This window comes from Oceanobacillus timonensis (assembly GCF_900166635.1).
In the GTDB taxonomy this organism is placed as follows: domain Bacteria; phylum Bacillota; class Bacilli; order Bacillales; family Amphibacillaceae; genus Oceanobacillus; species Oceanobacillus timonensis.
On sequence record NZ_LT800497.1, the window covers coordinates 1,259,353 to 1,277,765 of the forward strand.

18 protein-coding genes and 1 tRNA gene are annotated in these 18,413 nt (G+C 37.9%); 13 read left to right on the top strand and 6 right to left on the bottom strand.

The annotated features are described in order from the left end of the window. Nucleotides 1-63: 63 nt before the first annotated feature. Nucleotides 64-321 (top strand): HPr family phosphocarrier protein, encoded by a 258-nt coding sequence (locus B7E05_RS06065; protein ID WP_080873345.1) that lies wholly within the window; start codon nt 64-66, stop codon nt 319-321. Nucleotides 322-585: 264 nt separating this feature from the next. Here B7E05_RS06065 and B7E05_RS06070 read toward each other — a convergent pair whose 3' ends face one another. The 3 genes from B7E05_RS06070 to B7E05_RS06075 all read right to left on the bottom strand — a co-directional run bounded on the left by B7E05_RS06070 (nt 586) and on the right by B7E05_RS06075 (nt 1,780). After that, nucleotides 586-882, bottom strand: coding sequence for a hypothetical protein (locus tag B7E05_RS06070; protein WP_080873350.1), 297 nt, complete (start codon nt 880-882; stop codon nt 586-588). A gap of 318 nt (nt 883-1,200) precedes the next feature. Then, nucleotides 1,201-1,344, bottom strand: coding sequence for a hypothetical protein (locus B7E05_RS22080; RefSeq protein ID WP_179134478.1), 144 nt, complete (start codon nt 1,342-1,344; stop codon nt 1,201-1,203). A gap of 360 nt (nt 1,345-1,704) precedes the next feature. Continuing rightward, nucleotides 1,705-1,780 (bottom strand) — tRNA-Arg (locus tag B7E05_RS06075). Between the two features lie 267 nt (nt 1,781-2,047). Between B7E05_RS06075 and clpP the strand changes: the two genes are divergently transcribed. After that, nucleotides 2,048-2,632, top strand: a complete 585-nt coding sequence (gene clpP, locus B7E05_RS06080; RefSeq protein ID WP_080873353.1) for an ATP-dependent Clp endopeptidase proteolytic subunit ClpP — start codon at nt 2,048-2,050, stop codon at nt 2,630-2,632. Between the two features lie 432 nt (nt 2,633-3,064). On the opposite strand, the gene B7E05_RS06085 is transcribed toward clpP, so the two are convergent. From B7E05_RS06085 to B7E05_RS06095, 3 genes are all read right to left on the bottom strand, one after another. After that, nucleotides 3,065-3,610, bottom strand: coding sequence for a shikimate kinase (locus tag B7E05_RS06085; protein ID WP_080873356.1), 546 nt, complete (start codon nt 3,608-3,610; stop codon nt 3,065-3,067). A 33-nt stretch (nt 3,611-3,643) separates the two neighbouring features. After that, complete coding sequence (locus B7E05_RS06090) at nt 3,644-4,039, bottom strand: ribonuclease HI family protein (RefSeq protein WP_080873360.1); 396 nt, start codon at nt 4,037-4,039, stop codon at nt 3,644-3,646. Nucleotides 4,040-4,132: 93 nt separating this feature from the next. After that, nucleotides 4,133-4,642: a FixH family protein gene (locus tag B7E05_RS06095; protein ID WP_080873363.1), complete on the bottom strand. Its 510-nt coding sequence runs from the start codon at nt 4,640-4,642 to the stop codon at nt 4,133-4,135. 139 nt (nt 4,643-4,781) lie between these two features. On the opposite strand from B7E05_RS06095, the gene B7E05_RS06100 reads away from it, so the two are divergent. The 11 genes from B7E05_RS06100 to B7E05_RS06150 all read left to right on the top strand — a co-directional run bounded on the left by B7E05_RS06100 (nt 4,782) and on the right by B7E05_RS06150 (nt 18,182). Continuing rightward, nucleotides 4,782-5,666: a fumarylacetoacetate hydrolase family protein gene (locus B7E05_RS06100; RefSeq protein ID WP_080873365.1), complete on the top strand. Its 885-nt coding sequence runs from the start codon at nt 4,782-4,784 to the stop codon at nt 5,664-5,666. Between the two features lie 74 nt (nt 5,667-5,740). Further along, nucleotides 5,741-7,030: an RNA polymerase factor sigma-54 gene (gene rpoN / locus B7E05_RS06105; protein WP_080873368.1), complete on the top strand. Its 1,290-nt coding sequence runs from the start codon at nt 5,741-5,743 to the stop codon at nt 7,028-7,030. Further along, a complete protein-coding gene (locus B7E05_RS06110; protein ID WP_080873370.1) occupies nt 7,030-7,257 on the top strand; it encodes a glutaredoxin family protein in 228 nt (75 codons plus the stop codon). The genes rpoN and B7E05_RS06110 overlap by 1 nt, the downstream gene beginning before the upstream one ends. 508 nt (nt 7,258-7,765) lie before the next feature. Further along, nucleotides 7,766-8,785: a sugar-binding transcriptional regulator gene (locus tag B7E05_RS06115; RefSeq protein WP_080873372.1), complete on the top strand. Its 1,020-nt coding sequence runs from the start codon at nt 7,766-7,768 to the stop codon at nt 8,783-8,785. Nucleotides 8,786-8,833: 48 nt separating this feature from the next. Then, complete coding sequence (gene gap / locus B7E05_RS06120) at nt 8,834-9,841, top strand: type I glyceraldehyde-3-phosphate dehydrogenase (RefSeq protein ID WP_080873373.1); 1,008 nt, start codon at nt 8,834-8,836, stop codon at nt 9,839-9,841. Between the two features lie 263 nt (nt 9,842-10,104). Then, nucleotides 10,105-11,286 carry a phosphoglycerate kinase gene (locus B7E05_RS06125; RefSeq protein WP_080873374.1) on the top strand — a complete coding sequence of 394 codons (1,182 nt, stop codon included), beginning with the start codon at nt 10,105-10,107 and terminating at the stop codon, nt 11,284-11,286. Between the two features lie 21 nt (nt 11,287-11,307). Continuing rightward, nucleotides 11,308-12,063, top strand: a complete 756-nt coding sequence (tpiA, locus tag B7E05_RS06130) for a triose-phosphate isomerase (protein WP_080873375.1) — start codon at nt 11,308-11,310, stop codon at nt 12,061-12,063. Further along, on the top strand, nt 12,060-13,598 hold the full coding sequence (gene gpmI, locus B7E05_RS06135; RefSeq protein WP_080873376.1) for a 2,3-bisphosphoglycerate-independent phosphoglycerate mutase: 1,539 nt from the start codon (nt 12,060-12,062) through the stop codon (nt 13,596-13,598). The genes tpiA and gpmI overlap by 4 nt, the downstream gene beginning before the upstream one ends. 37 nt (nt 13,599-13,635) lie before the next feature. After that, nucleotides 13,636-14,925 (top strand): phosphopyruvate hydratase, encoded by a 1,290-nt coding sequence (gene eno / locus B7E05_RS06140; protein ID WP_080873377.1) that lies wholly within the window; start codon nt 13,636-13,638, stop codon nt 14,923-14,925. Nucleotides 14,926-15,291: 366 nt separating this feature from the next. Next, on the top strand, nt 15,292-15,912 hold the full coding sequence (locus tag B7E05_RS06145) for a YesL family protein (protein WP_080873378.1): 621 nt from the start codon (nt 15,292-15,294) through the stop codon (nt 15,910-15,912). Nucleotides 15,913-15,932: 20 nt separating this feature from the next. Continuing rightward, entirely contained in the window at nt 15,933-18,182 is a 2,250-nt protein-coding gene (locus tag B7E05_RS06150) for an AraC family transcriptional regulator (RefSeq protein WP_143833188.1), read from the top strand. The last annotated feature ends 231 nt before the right edge of the window (nt 18,183-18,413 follow it).

The window sequence follows — 18,413 nt, forward strand, 5'->3', positions numbered from 1 at the left end:
GCAGATATTTATCTGCATTCAAAAAAATGGATGCGTTTACTTACAGACAGGAGAGTGAATTTGTTGGTTGAGAAAACAGTGAAGATTGAATTGGATTCAGGACTGCAAGCAAGGCCAGCTGCCTATTTTGTACAAGAGGCCAATCGATTTGATTCACATATATTTTTAGAAAAGGATCAGAAAAAAGTAAATGCGAAAAGCATTATGGGATTAATGAGCTTAGCCCTGACAAAAGGGGTAGAAATAACGCTTATTATTGAAGGGGAAGATGAAGAAGAGGCAATGAAACATCTAACCAGCCTTGTCCGTGAAAAAGTGTGATGAAATGAATAGAAATGAAGTAAACCGGTTTTAAATCCTTCTTTAAGAGAAGAACTTCTTTTTGCATCTTCTTGTGAGAAAGTGCACGAGTTTTTAGAGAGACATGCTTTATTCAAATGTAAGAGACTGTACGTGTGTGACGTTGGTGAAAGAAATCTCAAACCTTTATTAATACGGGAATGGGATGAGCATTCGCCAACGTCATTTCTTTTTTGTGATGTAAACAAATTATAATGATGATAAATGGATTTGAAAATCAAATCTTTAAAATCTCATCACTAATACAAAAATCACCATACAAAAGAAAAACAGTATATCATTTTTAATCGTTGGTTTATTTTCAGAAAAAAATAAACGAATAATAGTAATAGAGACAAACGGTACAACAATAATTCCTAAATAAAACAAAAATCCTTCTAGTTTTATACTGACAATGAACAAGCTGACAACCGAAGAAATTCTAAAAACTGAAAAAACCCAACTTGTTTTTACTTTTTCATCAAAAACAGAGTATACCACTTCAAGAGCAGTAACATATATGATAATTATGATATAAGACATGATACGCTTCCTTACTTTAAAATAATAACTGTTAATACATTTGTGCCGAACCTTTGGCATCAAGGTTCTGTTTGTAATAATCATTTGTTTCATAAAGGTATTATTCGCTATACTTGAGACACGACAGGTTGCTTCAATCTTCGTTTTTCTGTCTAATTCGGGGAACTTTTTTCTCGAAGATGCTGCATCAATGATTTTACCTTACTTAATGAATCTGTTTTGAAGAGCTCTCTGATTCAATTTAATAGGAGTAAGTTATAATAACTCTTCATCTATAATAATAAAAGGATTATTTTTATTATTATAGATGAAGAGAATTTATTTAAATAGTTTTCTAATCGATTTTCCAGCAGCGCGTCCAGTTACACGTCTGCCGATTCGTTTCCCTACTCTCCCCTTTTTGACGGCATCAACATCATTCCATATACGTAATATCTTATAGATGCTTGACTTCAGGCTCATATTTTTCCTCCTTGCTTGATATCCTTTAATAAGTTAATTATAGTATGACATTTGCGTTGCTGCAGGACAACTGTTCTTGGAGAAATGATAATGGTTTTAAAAAAGAATAAGTATGTATGAGCATGGGATATGCTATTTTTGCAAATAAAAAAAGAGCTTTTTGGGGGATAATGAAAATATGGAAGCATCGAATTTAGGACAATGAAAAGAGAGGAAAAGACTTTTCTTTTGGAAGTTTAGACTGAATTAATTTATTTCGAAACACGGAGGTTTGCAATTCGTTAGAACAGAATATATTTTCATTAAAAAAGACAAGGGATAAGAATGTCTCTAACCCTTGTCATTATGGATTTTATATAGTGCGCCCAGAGGGATTCGAACCCCCGGCAAACCTGGTACCGGAAACCAGTGCTCTATCCAGCTGAGCTATGGGCGCATGTTATTTATCAAAAACACAATCTTTATTATACATATGAATAACCTTTGAGACAAGCCCTTTTCTATAATTTGATGAAAAGTTCTTCTGTATCCATCGCCAAGTGTTTCATATTTTCATGTTTAACAAACATAAAATCGGGAATGATGGTTAAAGTATAAATTTGGTGAAACTTTTTGTTTGACCTTTATTGACCAATGAGCTATCATATAAAGTATAGAAAAAATCATCAGCCATTAAAGTTGGCAACTTAAGGAGGATTTTTAAATGAATTTAGTACCTACAGTTATTGAACAAACAAATCGTGGTGAACGTGCATATGATATTTACTCCCGTTTATTAAAAGACCGGATTATTCTGCTTGGAAGCGGCATTGATGACAATGTGGCCAATTCCATTGTAGCACAGCTTTTATTCTTAGAAGCAGAAGATCCAGGAAAAGATATTTCTTTATATATTAATTCTCCTGGTGGTTCTATCACAGCCGGTATGGCCATCTTTGATACAATGAACTTCATTAAATCAGATGTATCTACCATCTGCATTGGTATGGCAGCTTCTATGGGAGCATTCTTGCTTAACGCTGGTGAAAAAGGCAAACGTTTTGCATTGCCAAACAGTGAGATTATGATTCACCAGCCTCTAGGTGGTACGCAAGGTCAAGCAACAGACATCGAAATTCATGCTAATAGAATTATTGAAATTAAAAGACGTATGAATCGCATCATGTCTGAAAATACTGGTCAGCCTTTAGAAGTTATTGAGCATGATACAGAGCGCGATAAATTCATGAGTGCAGAACAGTCTAAAGAATATGGCTTGATTGATGACATTTTTGAACGTAAAGAATAATAAAAATGAATTGTAATACAATCAAAAAAACAAGTCAGGGTTGAACACCCTGGCTTGTTTTTTCTTAATAACTCAATTTTCGCCCTTAAAAAAGTAAGTTCCTTTCCATCGGAACAGGGGTTGATCATTACTTACATACATCAGTTGACAAAGATGAGAAGGTAAGGTGTAAGGCAACCGCTACAGCGGACCGTTTTGCTTTCCTAGGGGCACGCTCTTCAGCTAACTTTTGCCAAGAAGAGCACTTGGCAAAAGTGGATCTTCAGATGGTGCTGATCCCTCAGGAGTCAAAACGGTCCGCCTCCGCTAGCAGGATGTTCTATACGGTTGCAATAGCTAAACAAATAAAAGTTCGATCAGACAGAACAAATTTTACGTGGTGCATGGTAAAAATGTTCAGCAAACATTCCTTTCTTAGGTGCGAAAGCTGAATTAATAACTATAAAGCTCCCAAGCTAATTTTAAAGAATCTACAATATAATCAGCAACCTCTTCAATGTCCTGATTATCTGTGATGACTCGGGAATGATGCCTTTCATAAATTGGCTGGCGGTCATCAAAAAGTTTTCTGATTTCCTCCATATTTTTACCTTGTAAAACAGGGCGGCTGTCTATTAATAAGCTAATCCGTTCTTTCCAATTTTCCCAAGATAAATCGAGGAATAAAACAGTAGAAGTGGCAAAGCAAACATCTTGAACTTCTTTTTGAAGAAAAGCACCACCACCTAACGAAATAACTTTTAACCGTTTATGGCATAACTCAGAAATGATGTCTTTTTCGTACTGACGAAAGGTTGCTTCTCCATGTTTTGCAAAAATTTCTTTTGGAGTCATCTGAAATCTGCGTTCAATTTCTTCGTCAATATCAATAAAATCTCGATATATTTTTCGGGCAACGGTTTGACCAATCGTTGTTTTTCCAACACCCATAAAACCAATTAGTACAATGCTTTGTTCCTTCAGTGGTATGTTTCTCATTTTATATTCCTCCCTCTCACGTCATCCTGCGCATCATGATGATTGTTGATGGATTGCTTTTCTAGCTAATTGATCTGCTTTGTGGTTCTCTTTCTCAGGTATCCACTTAATAAATAAAAATGGAAAATCTGTTGTTTGCGCCTGGATGGTTTCCAGTAAAGGAAGAAAGTGTTTATTTTTTGTCTTCCCTTTATCGACCACTTCTGCTGCTACTTTGGAATCTGTCCGAAAAGACAGGATTTCGCCCTTAAAGTTTGTTTGACAAATTTTTAATGCTTCTATGATGGCGTGAAATTCAGCTTCATGATTTGACATATATGGCAGGGGAACAGCATATTCCAGCTTCTTTTCCCCGGACTTTATATAGATGCCGGCACCGCTTTTTTCTATTTTCATGTTTGTGGCTCCGTCCGTGTATACCTGGATCAACGTATATCCCTCCGCTTGCCTTTCTCGTTAATAGTATAACGAAATGTAGACCGAAAAGAAATATGAATCATCCCCTATGTTTAAAAGAGCCTCTTATTCATCTTCATGCTCGTGTCCGTGTTCGTCCTCATCTGCGCCATGCTCATGATGCTCATGGTCCATTTCGTCATGGGCATCTTCTTCAGATGGTTCCGCATCTCCCGCGATAACGGTTTCTAAAGGCATGTTATGTTGTCCTTCTGCTGTTGTATGTGCATACATTTCATAAACAGCTTCTTCTTCAAATGTAAAACTTGCTGTATATGTGCCATTCTCCTGATGAGTACCTTCTATGTCCACACTGTCATCTGCATTTCCTTGCGTCCAGACTTCAAATAAAACTTCATTGGCATCCTCAACGGGCTCGTCCTCAAAACTGACATGAGCAGTTAAATCAATCGTCTCTCCAACTTCAACATGTTCAGGAACATCAAAATCTACTTCTAAAGCAGGTAATTCTGGTAACTCTGCGTCATCATCTTCTGCTGTATCTGCTTCATTACTTGAACAAGCGGCTAGCAGAGCCGTAAGAATAATCACCAAAAAAAATAATTGCTTCTTCATTGGTTGTATCCCCTTTCTATTACATTCTCCCGGTACCCAGTATAGCATGAATACACTCGAAAAAGGTTGAAAAAATTATGACATATCTATTTCTTTCCCGGGGATATCTCGACTATAATAAAAGGAGGGAGGGAAAAAGATGAAATTAGTAGCTTACCAGAAAGAGAAAGATGAAAATTACCGTGTTGGGGTCGTAACCGATTCTGATACCGTTGCAGACGTGGAAACATTATCCAAACAATTTGGTGAAAAAACGCTTCCTGCGGATCCGACTGCTTTTTATACACAGGGAGAAGAACATATTGAAGCATTGCGGAAGATTTTTTCAAAAGCAGAAGGGTATGAAACATTGTCACTTCAGGATGTTCATTTGGGGATGCCGCTTGGAAAAGCTAAAAAAGTGATTTGTATTGGGAAAAATTATCAAGAGCATGTTCATGAAATGAAATCAGATATTCCGGATTATCCTGTTTTATTTGCTAAATTTGATAATGCGATTATTGGACCGGAAGATGCTATTTTTTATCCATCCATTACTGAAAAATTAGACTATGAAGTGGAACTAACCGTGGTTATCGGGAAAACGGCTTCAAAAGTTAAAAAAGAAGATGCTTTTGATTATATTGCCGGATACACACTTGCCAATGATACGTCGGCGCGTGATATGCAAAAACGCACACCACAGTGGCTGCAAGGGAAATCATTAGATCATACGACACCTGTAGGACCTTGGGTTGTTACAAAGGAAGAAGTGGATAATCCGCATGCATTAAATATCCGTTCTTATGTAAATGGCGAAGTGCGTCAGTCTTCTAATACAGAGCATCTTATTTTTGATATTCCTTTCTTAATGAACTTTATTTCCGAAATCATGACGTTGGAGCCTGGAGATATCATTTTAACAGGGACCCCACATGGTGTCGGTATGGCGATGGAGCCGTCCGGACTGCTTCAGGCAGGGGATAATGTAACATTAGAAGTCGAAGGGATTGGAACGATGGAAAATCAGGTGAAGAAAGTATAGTGTCTGTAGATATTGGAACTTGATGTGATAGCAATGCGAAAGAACAATCTAATGAAAAAATGGGAGGGGGAAGCATGCAGCAAAGTCTCGTATTACAGCAAGCATTAACTTGGAAAATGAATCAATCGCTTCATCAATCTATCGAAATTCTTCAGCTATCCGGCATTGAATTATACGATTACGTACAGAAAATCGCGGAAGAAAACCCTTTGATTGAAGATGTCCAGCCTATTGACCAACAGGTATTGACGCAATTTCATGGAGAAACGGATGCACTTGAAAGTATGAATGCTTCGAAAAAAAACATGTACGAGCAACTAAAAGAGAGTCTGTATATGCTTTCTATTCCAGAGGAAAGGATAAAACAAGCTGTTCTTTTCGGGATTGATTCTTTGGATGAAAATGGCTATTTGGATATATCGATGGAAGATTGGGCAGAAAACTGCCAATTATCTATAGAAGAAACAAAGCAGGCGCTGTCCTATTTGCAAGCTCTGGATCCACCGGGAATTGGAGCCAGAAGTTTACAAGAATGCATTCACCTGCAGTTGAAAGAAATGGGTTGTGATTATTCTTTTCTGGATGATTTGTTTGAGAATCACTTATTTCTGATTGCGGAAGAAGATATCGGCACTTTAGCAGAAACGTATGCGGTTACAGAAGATGAGGCTGGCAGGTTGATTACAAATATGAAACTATGTCACCCGAACCCTGGTAAATTATTGGAGCAGGAAGAAGCGGCGTATATTATTCCAGAAGCAGCTGTTTTTAAAGAAGACGGAGAGTGGCGTTTATCTTTTTTTAATTGGTCAAGCCCGACCATTCAAATTCGGGACGATATGTTACAGATGAACATGCCAAAAGATGGAGCAGCTTTTTTAAAAGAAAAGAAGAAAGAAGTAGAAATGCTGAAGCAGGCGATTCAATATCGGGGCAAGACATTGGAACAGGTTTTGCGTATCATTGTAAATAAACAGTTATCTTATTTTGAGGAAGGGATAGCGGCATTAAAACCTTTCACGCTCCAGGAAATTGCGGATGCTTTGAACCTTCATGTTTCTACTATTAGCCGGACAATCAGCCATAAATATTTGCAGACGGATGCTGGTATCCTCCGGGTGAAGTACCTATTGCAGCGTGAAGCAAGGAAAGGAGAGGGGATTGCCCGGGTTGTGGTGAAACAGTATGTCCATCAGATTATAGCTGAGGAAGACAAGACATCCCCGCTTTCCGATGAAAAAATCCGTAAACAGCTGGAGGAAACGTATCAGGTTTATGTAGCAAGGAGAACGGTAATGAAATACCGGGAAGAACTGGATATTCCGTCTTCCTCAAAGCGTAAAAGGAGAATGAAAGAAAAGTAATGATTCGATTTTATACAAAAATGCATTGTCCACTATGTGTAGAAGCACGTGAATTATTGGATTTATTGAATACAGCTGCCATCCCCGTAGAAGAAATAGATATTTACCAATCAGATGCTTTATTGGAAAAATATCAATTGCTGATTCCGGTCATTGCTTATAAAGACAGTGCAGTGTATGGGAATGAAATAAACATAGAAAATATCAGCAGCCTGTTAGCGGAGTAATAGAAAGACATTTTCTTTGAACGAATAGAGTCGTTCTAAAGAAAATGTCTTTTTTACACGTTAGGAAAGTATAAAATTTTAACGCAGAAGAATTTCGACGTAGTAAAAATTTTTAGGTACCAAGTATAAGTGCAGTGGTTTTGATGGGGCGAGTAACCGCAAATGTCTTCGGTGGGACGAGTAAGCGCAGTCCCAGCCCCAACTAAGGCATTCGCCGAAAGGCTTGCACTCAAGAGCATAAGGGATTCTAAGAAAGCAAAACACGCTTTCAAGGCTCCCTTTAACGAATGCCAAGTTTTCTTTATTGCGGGTCAATATATGGCCAGCTGACTCATAGAAGGGAGGTTTTTTGTTTAAGTTCATAGTCAATGGGAATAAATAAAATGTGAGTACTTCTATCAGGCCTTTTCTTTGCTTTCTATAGAAGGTATGTTATAATGAAAATTGAATCGGGACATAAAACAACCACATGGGACGTTTTCGAACCCGTTGGAGGAGACTGGTTTAAATGGAATCCATCATGGCCCTACAGAGAAAAATCGTACCTGAATTGGTCAGTTTGATGCAGGAAAGGTACACTTTATTACAGCATGTACACGTGCATCAGCCAATTGGCAGGAGGGCTTTAGCAGAGAGTGCAAATTTAACAGAGCGGCATGTTCGTGGAGAAATTGATTTTTTACATGGACAAGGTTTGGTTGAAGTTACCTCGAAAGGTATGTTTATAACCAATGAGGGAAAAGTAGTCTTGGATCAGCTGGCTGCTTTGATTGGAGATTTGTCCCGGTTGGAGAACTTGGAAGACCAGTTAAAAAGCACTTTATCTATTGATAATGTCATTGTAGTACCTGGTGACAGTGACCATAATCCTCAAATGAAAGCAGAGATGGGAAAGGCTTGCGTGACTTATTTGCAGTCTATGCTGCAAAACGACAACACGGTTGCTGTAACAGGCGGAAGTACCATCGCAGCGGTAGCAGAAGCAATGAAACCATTGCCTGAAGGAACCGATATATTATTTGTTCCGGCAAGAGGCGGCATTGGGGAAAAAGTGGAGAATCAAGCATCCCGTATTGTTTCGGAAATGGCTAGAAGATCAAATAGCCAGTACAGAATGTTATACGTACCGGATCCGATTAGTGATTCCACTTATGAGTTAATCATGCAGGAACCTCATGTGATTGATGCGTTAACAGTTATAAAAAACGCTGACATTGTTATACATGGTGTCGGAGATGCGCTGCGTATGGCGGAAAGAAGGAGATCCCCCCAAGAGGTTATTGATTTATTGAAATCAGAACAAGCTGTTTCAGAAGCTTTCGGTTATTACTTTGATGTCGATGGCCGTATTGTTTACAAGGTGAAAACGGTCGGATTGCAACTGGAAGATATCGATGCATCAAAGCAAGTTATCACCGTTGCCGGGGGCACTTCGAAAGGTCATGCAATTACGTCTTACTTTAAACAGGGAAAGAGCAATATGTTAATCACCGATCAAGGTGCTGCAGAAAAGATATTAAGAGGATAACCTCTTTATATAAATAAAAAAACAAGAAATTCTTAGGAGGAATTTAATATGGCTGTAAAAGTTGGTATTAATGGCTTTGGAAGAATTGGACGTAACGTATTTCGTCAAGCTTTAAATAATGATCAAGTGGAAGTTGTAGCAATCAATGATTTAACAGATGCAAACATGCTTGCACACTTATTGAAATATGACTCTAACCATGGAAAATTAGATGAAGAAGTAAGTGTGAACGGTTCTAACATCGTTGTTGGCGGAAAAGAAATCACTGTACTTTCTGAAAAAGATCCAGCAAACCTTGGCTGGGGAGACCTCGGCGTAGAAATCGTTATCGAATCTACTGGTATCTTTACTAGTAAAGAAGGCGCTGAAAAGCATATTCAAGCTGGCGCGAAAAAAGTTGTTATCTCTGCACCGGCTAAAGGCGAAGATTTAACAATGGTTATGGGTGTAAACGACGACCAATATGATCCGGCTAAACACCATGTTGTATCCAATGCTTCATGTACAACAAACTGCTTAGCACCATTTGCGAAAGTATTACACGACAACTTTGGTATTAAACGTGGACTAATGACGACAATCCACTCTTATACCAATGATCAGCAAATCCTTGATTTACCGCATAAAGACTATCGTCGTGCGCGTGCAGCTGCTCAAAATATCATCCCTACTTCAACTGGGGCTGCAAAAGCAGTTGGACTGGTATTACCAGAACTTGACGGTAAATTAAATGGTAACGCAGTACGTGTTCCAACTTCAGACGGTTCATTAACAGACTTAGTTGCTGAACTTGATAAAAATGTTACTGCTGAAGATATCAATAATGCTATGAAAGAAGCTGCACAAGGAGAATTGAAAGGAATCCTTGAATATACAGAAGACCCAATTGTTTCTTCTGATATTGTAGGAAACACACACTCTTCTATCTTTGATTCTCTATCTACTATCGTAATGGAAGATAATCTCGTTAAAGTTGTTTCTTGGTATGACAACGAAATGGGTTACTCCAGCCGTTGTGTAGACTTGGCTGTATTCATGGCTGAAAAAGGACTGTAAGTTTATAAATGACGTTCGTTGTAAGGTAAGCCTCTCCGAACGGTGTTAGATAGAGGAGGGAGTGATTCCTCCTCTATTTTCATTTTAGAGGAAGTTTCAAAAGTCCACTAAATGATAAGCTGCTAACACAAAAGTTGATATATTTTCCCGGAAGCGGTCGCTATAAGGGAAATCTTTATTTCAACTTATGTAGAATTAGTAGTAAAGCAAGATAAAATGGTATAATAACAAGAGTTGTCTATACCAAATTAGGAGGGATTCCGTTGAACAAGAAAACCATTGCTGATTTACAAGTGGAAGGAAAACGTGTATTTTGCCGTGTTGATTTTAACGTACCTTTAAAAGATGGTGAAATCACAGATGATACGCGTATTCGTGCGGCATTGCCAACAATCCGTGAGTTAACGGATAAAGGTGCAAAACTCATTTTGGCCAGTCATTTAGGGCGCCCTAAAGGAACAGCTGTCGATGAACTTCGCCTGGATCCGGTAGCAAAAAGATTGAGTGAATTACTGAATAAAGATGTCCTTAAAACGGATGAAGTCTACGGAGAAGAAGTCGATAAAGCGATTGGCCAATTAGACAATGGCGATATTTTATTAATTGAAAATGTGCGTTTTGAAGCTGGCGAAGAGAAAAATGATCCGGAACTCGTGAATGCATTTGCTGATATGGCCGATGTTTATGTCAATGATGCATTCGGAGCAGCGCATCGTGCACATGCTTCTACAACCGGTGTTGCTACAAAACTTCCAGCTGCAGCTGGTCAATTAATGGAAAAAGAAATAGAAGTTCTCGGTCAAGCGTTGGAAGATCCGGAACGTCCGTTCACAGCAATTATCGGCGGAGCAAAAGTAAAAGATAAAATTAACGTGATTGACAATCTGATTGATAAGGTGGATAACCTGATTATCGGTGGTGGATTGGCATATACGTTTGTTAAAGCACAAGGGCACGAAATTGGAAAATCTCTATTGGAAGAAGACAAAATTGATTTAGCAAAAGAATTTATGCAAAAAGCACAAGACAAAGGCGTGAATTTCGTTTTACCAGTTGATGCCGTTGTAGCTGATGATTTTTCAGAAGACGCAAATACGAAAATTGTAGCTATCGACCAAATTCCTGCTGATTGGGAAGCATTGGATATCGGTACAAAAACACGCGAAAAATTCGCTTCGATTATCAAAGACTCCAAATTAGTGATTTGGAATGGACCAATGGGTGTATTCGAATTAAATGCGTTTGCCGGCGGGACCAAAGCAGTTGCTGATGCTGTCGCGGAAACAGAAGGATTTTCGATTATCGGAGGCGGAGATTCTGCAGCCGCAGTGGAAAAATTCGACTTGGCAAGTGAAATGAATCATGTATCAACCGGCGGCGGAGCTTCCTTGGAATTTATGGAAGGGAAAGTTCTCCCAGGTGTCGATGCATTAAACGATAAATAATAAAATAGATGAGGTGGACATATGCGTAAAGTAATTATTGCAGGAAACTGGAAAATGAATAAATCATTGGCAGAGGCTACTGATTTTATGGACGCTGTCATTCCTAAGACGCCAAGCGGCAACACGGAAGCTATTGTTTGTGCTCCTTTCGTCCATTTACCTGCGCTTGTAGAAAAAGCAAAAGGTTCCAATGTGAAAGTTGCAGCACAAAATATGCACTTTGAAGAATCAGGTGCTTATACCGGAGAGGTAAGCCCTTCAATGTTAACAGATATTGGTGTTACTCATGTTGTCATTGGACATTCGGAGCGCCGTGAGTATTTTGCAGAAACCGATGAGTCTGTTAATCAGAAAACAAAAGCGGCCTTTGCACATGGCTTAACACCAATTGTTTGTGTAGGAGAAACGTTAGAACAGCGTGAAGCAGACGAAACAATGGATGTTGTCGGTGGCCAAGTGAAAAAAGCATTAGCCGGATTATCAGATGAGCAAGTAGCACAAACCGTTATTGCGTATGAACCTATTTGGGCAATCGGAACTGGAAAAACAGCTACCAGTGAAGAAGCGAATGAAGTTTGTACGAAAACACGTGAAGTCATTGCAGACATTACTTCCAAAGATATCGCAGATCAAGTTGTTATCCAATATGGCGGAAGTGTCAAACCGGCAAACATTGATGAACTGCTTTTCCAATCAGATATTGATGGAGCACTTGTCGGCGGCGCCAGCTTAGAACCTGAATCTTTTGTTCAATTAGTGGAGGCAGGTACAAAATGAGTCAAGATAAATTAGCTGCATTAATTATTCTGGATGGTTTTGCTATCCGTAGTGAAGAAAAAGGAAATGCAGTCAAGCAAGCGAAAACACCAAACTTTGACCGTTATTGGAATGCTTATGCGCATAATCAGTTGACAGCATCAGGAAAGTCTGTCGGCTTACCAGATGGTCAAATGGGAAATTCCGAAGTCGGTCATTTGAATATAGGCGCAGGTCGTATTGTTTATCAAAGTTTAACACGTGTGAACCTGGCGATTGAAGAAGGCGGCTTTTTTGAAGTAGAAGAACTTGTAAATGCGGTAAAACATGCGAAAGAAAATGACAAAGCATTACACTTGTTCGGTCTGTTATCCGATGGCGGTGTACACAGCCATATCAACCATCTGTTTGCTTTATTGGAACTGGCAAAAAGTTATGATTTGGAAGAGGTATATGTCCATGCCTTCTTGGATGGCCGCGATGTCGGTCCGCAAACTGCCAGTGAATACTTGCAGCAGACAGAGGACAAAATGAAAGAACTTGGTGTCGGTAAAATTGCAACGGTATCTGGACGTTACTATTCCATGGACCGCGATAAACGCTGGGACCGTGTGAAAAAAGCATATGATGCAATGGTTTATGGTGAAGGGCCTTCTTATCATAGCGCTGCAGAAGTTGTGGAAGACAGCTATAAGAACGACATCTATGATGAGTTTGTGATTCCGTCTGTCATCATTGATGAAAATGATAAACCTGTTGCAACCATCGATGACGAAGATGCGATTGTATTCTATAATTTCCGGCCTGACCGTGCCATTCAGATTTCCAGAACATTTGCGAATGATGATTTCAGAGATTTTGACCGCGGCGAAAATGCACCGAAGAATCTGGAGTTTGTTATGATGACCAATTTCAGTGAAACGGTAGATGGACAGGTTGCATACAAACCGGTCAATCTCGACAATACGATTGGAGAAGTTCTGGCACAGAATGATTTAAATCAGCTGCGTATTGCAGAAACAGAAAAATATCCACATGTTACCTTCTTTATGAGCGGTGGACGTGAAAAAGAATTTGACGGTGAAAAACGTGTACTTATCGATTCGCCGAAAGTAGCAACCTATGACCTGCAACCGGAAATGAGTGCTTATGAAGTAACGGACGCGTTATTATCAGAGCTTGATGGCGGAGAGCAGAATGCCATTCTTTTAAACTTTGCTAATCCGGATATGGTTGGTCACTCAGGTATGCTCCAGCCGACGATTGATGCAATTGAAGCAGTGGATGAATGTTTGGGTAAAATTGTAGACAAAATTACCGAGTTAGGCGGGCATGCGATTATTACCGCTGACCATGGTAACTCAGATGAAGTAATCACATTGGAAGATAAACCAATGACGGCTCATACAACCAACCCGGTTCCTGTTATTGTTACCAAAGATGATATCACACTACGGGACGGCGGTATTCTTGCTGACTTAGCACCAACTTTATTAGATTTACTCAATGTAGAAAAACCGGAAGAAATGACCGGTTCATCTTTAATAAAAAAATAAAAAACTTACATCCTACATGTAAAGGAGAGAAAAAATAATGCCATATATTACGGACGTTTACGCAAGAGAGATATTAGACTCAAGAGGAAACCCTACTGTTGAGGTAGAAATTTTCACTGAATCTGGAGCATTTGGCTCGGCAATCGTACCAAGCGGTGCTTCCACAGGGGAATATGAAGCAGTAGAATTACGTGATGGTGACAAAGACCGTTATCTAGGAAAAGGTGTAGAAAAAGCAGTAGAAAATGTGAATGAAAACATCGCTCCTGAATTAATCGGTTTAGATGTAACACGTCAAAACATCATTGATGCATTAATGATTGATTTAGATGGTACGGAAAATAAAGGAAAACTGGGTGCGAATGCTATCCTGGGCGTATCCATGGCAGCAGCCCGCGCAGCAGCAAATTATTTAGAAGTTCCTTTATACAATTATCTTGGCGGATTCAACGCTAAAACACTGCCAACACCAATGATGAACATCCTAAATGGTGGAGAGCATGCGGATAATAATGTAGATATCCAAGAATTCATGATTATGCCTGTAGGTGCGGATTCTTTCAAAGAAGCATTACGCACAGGTGCGGAAATCTTCCATGCTTTGAAAAAAGTATTAGGATCCAAAGGCTACAATACAGGCGTTGGTGACGAAGGTGGATTTGCTCCAAACCTTGGTTCCAATGAAGAAGCACTTCAAACTATTGTAGAAGCCATTGAAGCTGCCGGTTATAAACCTGGTGAAGAAGTAAAACTTGCAATGGACGTGGCTGCTTCTGAAATCTACAGCGACGGGAAATACAATCTAAAAGGTGAAGGCGTGGTACGTACTGCTGAAGAAATGGTTGACTGGTATGAAGAAATGATTTCCAAATACCCAATCATCTCCATTGAAGATGGCCTGGATGAAAACGACTGGGAAGGCTTCAAAGTATTAACAGAGCGTATTGGCGATAAAGTACAATTAGTAGGTGACGACTTGTTTGTTACAAACACAAACAAACTTTCCAGAGGTATCGAAGAAGGAATCGGAAACTCCATCCTTGTTAAAGTGAACCAAATCGGTACGCTTACCGAAACGTTTGAAGCAATCGAAATGGCAAAACGCGCCGGCTATACTGCTGTTGTTTCTCACCGCTCTGGTGAAACAGAAGATACAAGCATTGCAGATATCGCAGTTGCTACAAACGCTGGTCAAATTAAAACAGGAGCGCCATCACGGACCGACCGTGTTGCGAAATACAATCAGTTACTTCGTATTGAAGATGAATTAGCTGGTATGGGTGTATATGGCGGTTTAACTTCATTTTATAATTTGGCTGATAAATAATAGATCAAATAAAATGCAGAACCCTCTGTTTACGATGATGCATTCATTGTAGGCAGGGGGTTTTTAATTAGACATTCTTTTATTAGTTTTTTTATATCAGGAAAGGATAAAATTTTATTTTAGAGAATGTGATACAGTAAAATTTTTGATGGAGAGAAAAAGTAAATTGTGAAAAAGTGTATATTATGAGGGTGAAAATATATTGAAAAAACGAAAAATTTGGACTACCAAAAGATGGTTAAATATGATATGTTTGTTATATGGAACCTATAAGTTATAAAAAATATTATTTGATAAATACGAATATTTTGACGTATTGGAGGATTTATTTGTAAGGATACGACAATATTAAATGGGAGTGTAAATATGTCAGCATTAAACGGCTTTATTAAGGTTTTTTATGATTTTGGAAATTGGCTCTCTAAAATGATCTACTTGCAGATACTCTGGCTTATATTTACTATATTGGGACTTGGGCTGTTTGGGGTTATTCCGGCAACTGTTGCGGTGACTACAGTTATAAGTAAATGGTTTCAGGAAGGATATGATGCGCCTGTTTTTCAGATATTTCTTCATACATATAAGAAACAATTTCTACGATCAAATGGACTCGGAATTGTTCTTATAGTTATAGGTATCTTTCTCTATATAGATTTGAACATCTCTAAACAAGTAATCCAATCTGCGTTTCTTCATTCTTTATTATTATTTATCGTTTTACTATATACCGTAGTTCTATTATATTTCTTTCCTGTATTTGCACGTTATCAGTTAAAATACTTTCAATATTTCAAACAATCTTTTTTCATAGCATTTTCCCGGCCTTTTGAGACTGTTGCCATGATGCTATGTATTTTACTGCTGTATTATTTATTTGTATATCTTCCGGTGCTGACTTTCTTTCTTGGAGTGTCATTGACTATTTTTCCTATTACATGGTTTGCTCATAGAGCTTTTATTCAATTGGAAGAAAAAAAGATGAATTGAAAATAAAGGGGGCCAGGGAGGTGTCAAAATTTAAATGGATAAAATCCCGCTTATTATTTAAATATATTGTCTCCTACCTATTAATATTTCTGATTCCATTTTCTATTTTGAGTTTTATCGTATACAAAAATTCAGTTTCCAGTTTACGTGAAGAAATTGAACAAGCCAATATTAGTAAACTGGAACAAGTTAAACAATTGACAGATGGAAGAATGAATGAATTGAAAACGCTTGCGGCAAGGATATCCTATGATCCTCGTTTAACTCCCTATATGGTGAGTGATGATTATTACGGTGGTGAGGCCATCGATGAGTTGAAAAAATATAAAGCAAACAGTTCTATTATAGAAGAATTATTTGTTTATTATCATTCGAAAGATATTTTATATTCTACCAATGGTTCTTATCCGCTTAATGTACTCTTAGAAAGAAAATACCAGTTTGAGGATTGGGAAAAAGAGCAATTCATAGAAGAATTGCATACGAATTTACCAATAATCAAATCTGCTGAGAATATCATTACAAACGAAGGAAATAAGGAACGTGTTGTCGCTTATTTGTACCCAATTGCACCAAATAATCCAACACCGTATGGAACGGTGATGTTTTTTATTAAGGAATCCATGATGAATGACCAGATGGAAACAATTCTGGGCGATTTTGAAGGAAATGCGTATATTTTAAATGAAAATAATGAAGAAGTTGCAGCTGCAATACATGATGAAGAAATTGCACAATCAAATTTAGGGAGAGTTATTGGAAATAAGGAGGGGATTGATAATTTAAAAATTAACGGGAATGAGTATTCACGTTCAACAGTTAAATCAGAAGACAGTGATTGGACGTTTGTAACGATTATGGATACAGATCAGTTTTTTGGAAAATTGCAGCATACAAAACAATTAATCATTTTGATCATGACAGGTATTTTTGTGCTGGGCATCGTACTTGCTGTTTGTTTGGGCAGAAATCAATACAAACCGATAAAAAGATTGTTTGAACTGACAAATGATGGCCATAATAATGAAAATAAAAATGAATTGGAAACCATTCAGCACCGTATTTCACATATTTATCACGACTATCAGTTGATTAATGAAACGGTCGATTTACAACAGCCTTTTGCAAGAGAGCAACTGTTGGTCCGTTTGTTAAGAGGAGATATAAATGACGAGAAAGAAATAGAAAAAATGCTGGATACATTGCATATTCCGATAAAAGCGGAAGCCTACTTTGTTGCCATAATCTTTTTTGAGGAAAAAAACGTTAAAGCAAATGTGGTAGAAGCAAGAGAGAAAATATTAAAGGATTTTTCGGAACTTGCACTGATGAATGCCGTTGGCCAGGCTGTCAATTTACTTTACAATGATACCTTTGCATTGATTATCGGCTTGGAGAAAAGACAAGGAAATGTTTGGAAAGAAAGAGGACAGGTAATTGGAGAAATACAATATTATATGAGAAAGATGCTTTCTTCAGATCCTACCATTAGTGTGGGAGGAATTTGTAATGAAAAAAAATCAATCAATCGTTCTTACATTGAAGCCCTCGCAGCTATGGATTATAAATTTATGTATCCAGTGGGGAGTATCATTAACTTTGAAGACATCAGTTTAGAACAGGAGCAGGTCTTTGGTTATCCCAGAGAAGAACAAATAAAATTGGTACAAAGTTTAAAACAGGGTAATGTGGCAGTAGCAAAGGAAACATTAACTGATATTTTTTCACTGCATACAAAGAAAGGACTTCCACTGCACGCTGTGAAGCTGATATACTATGACATTATTAATACGGTTATTAAAACAATATCGGATCTTGGACTCAGGAACCACATACAAAATATTGATAAACTTGCAGAATTTAGTTCGTCTGAACAGCTGCATAAAGACCTGTTGACAATGATTCAGGAAGTGTGTAGAGAAGTTGCAAAAGATAAAGAGAGTCATAATGATCAGTTAAGAAAAGATATCCTAAACTATATACAAATCCATTTTGAACAGTACGATCTGTCGCTGGGAAAAATTGCAGTTGAATTCCAACTATCAGCATCATATGTCAGTCGTTTTATTAAAGATCAAACTGGTGTTAATTTCTCTGAATATGTACAAGAGCTAAGAATGAATTATGTTAAACAGCAGTTGGTAAAAAGCAATGATTCAATCAAACAGATTGTTTTGAATGTCGGGTATAAGGATGTTGCTAATTTTACCAGGAAATTCAAAAAGAATGTTGGGATTACACCTGGACAATATCGCAGGTTTAATAGATAACACAATGAGGGGAACCAAGGGTTCCTTTTTTGTTTTTGTAATAATCGGCATATTGTAACAAGTTTTACATATCACATAAAGCATAAAACCTTTGTAAGCAAGGTTTAGTTAATAACAATGACAATTTATATATAAATATACATATTGTGAACGTTTTCAATACGTACTAATATGTAAACAATTACAAAATAGAGGGGGCTTATAAGTATTGCGTAAATCAATCTAGTCAAT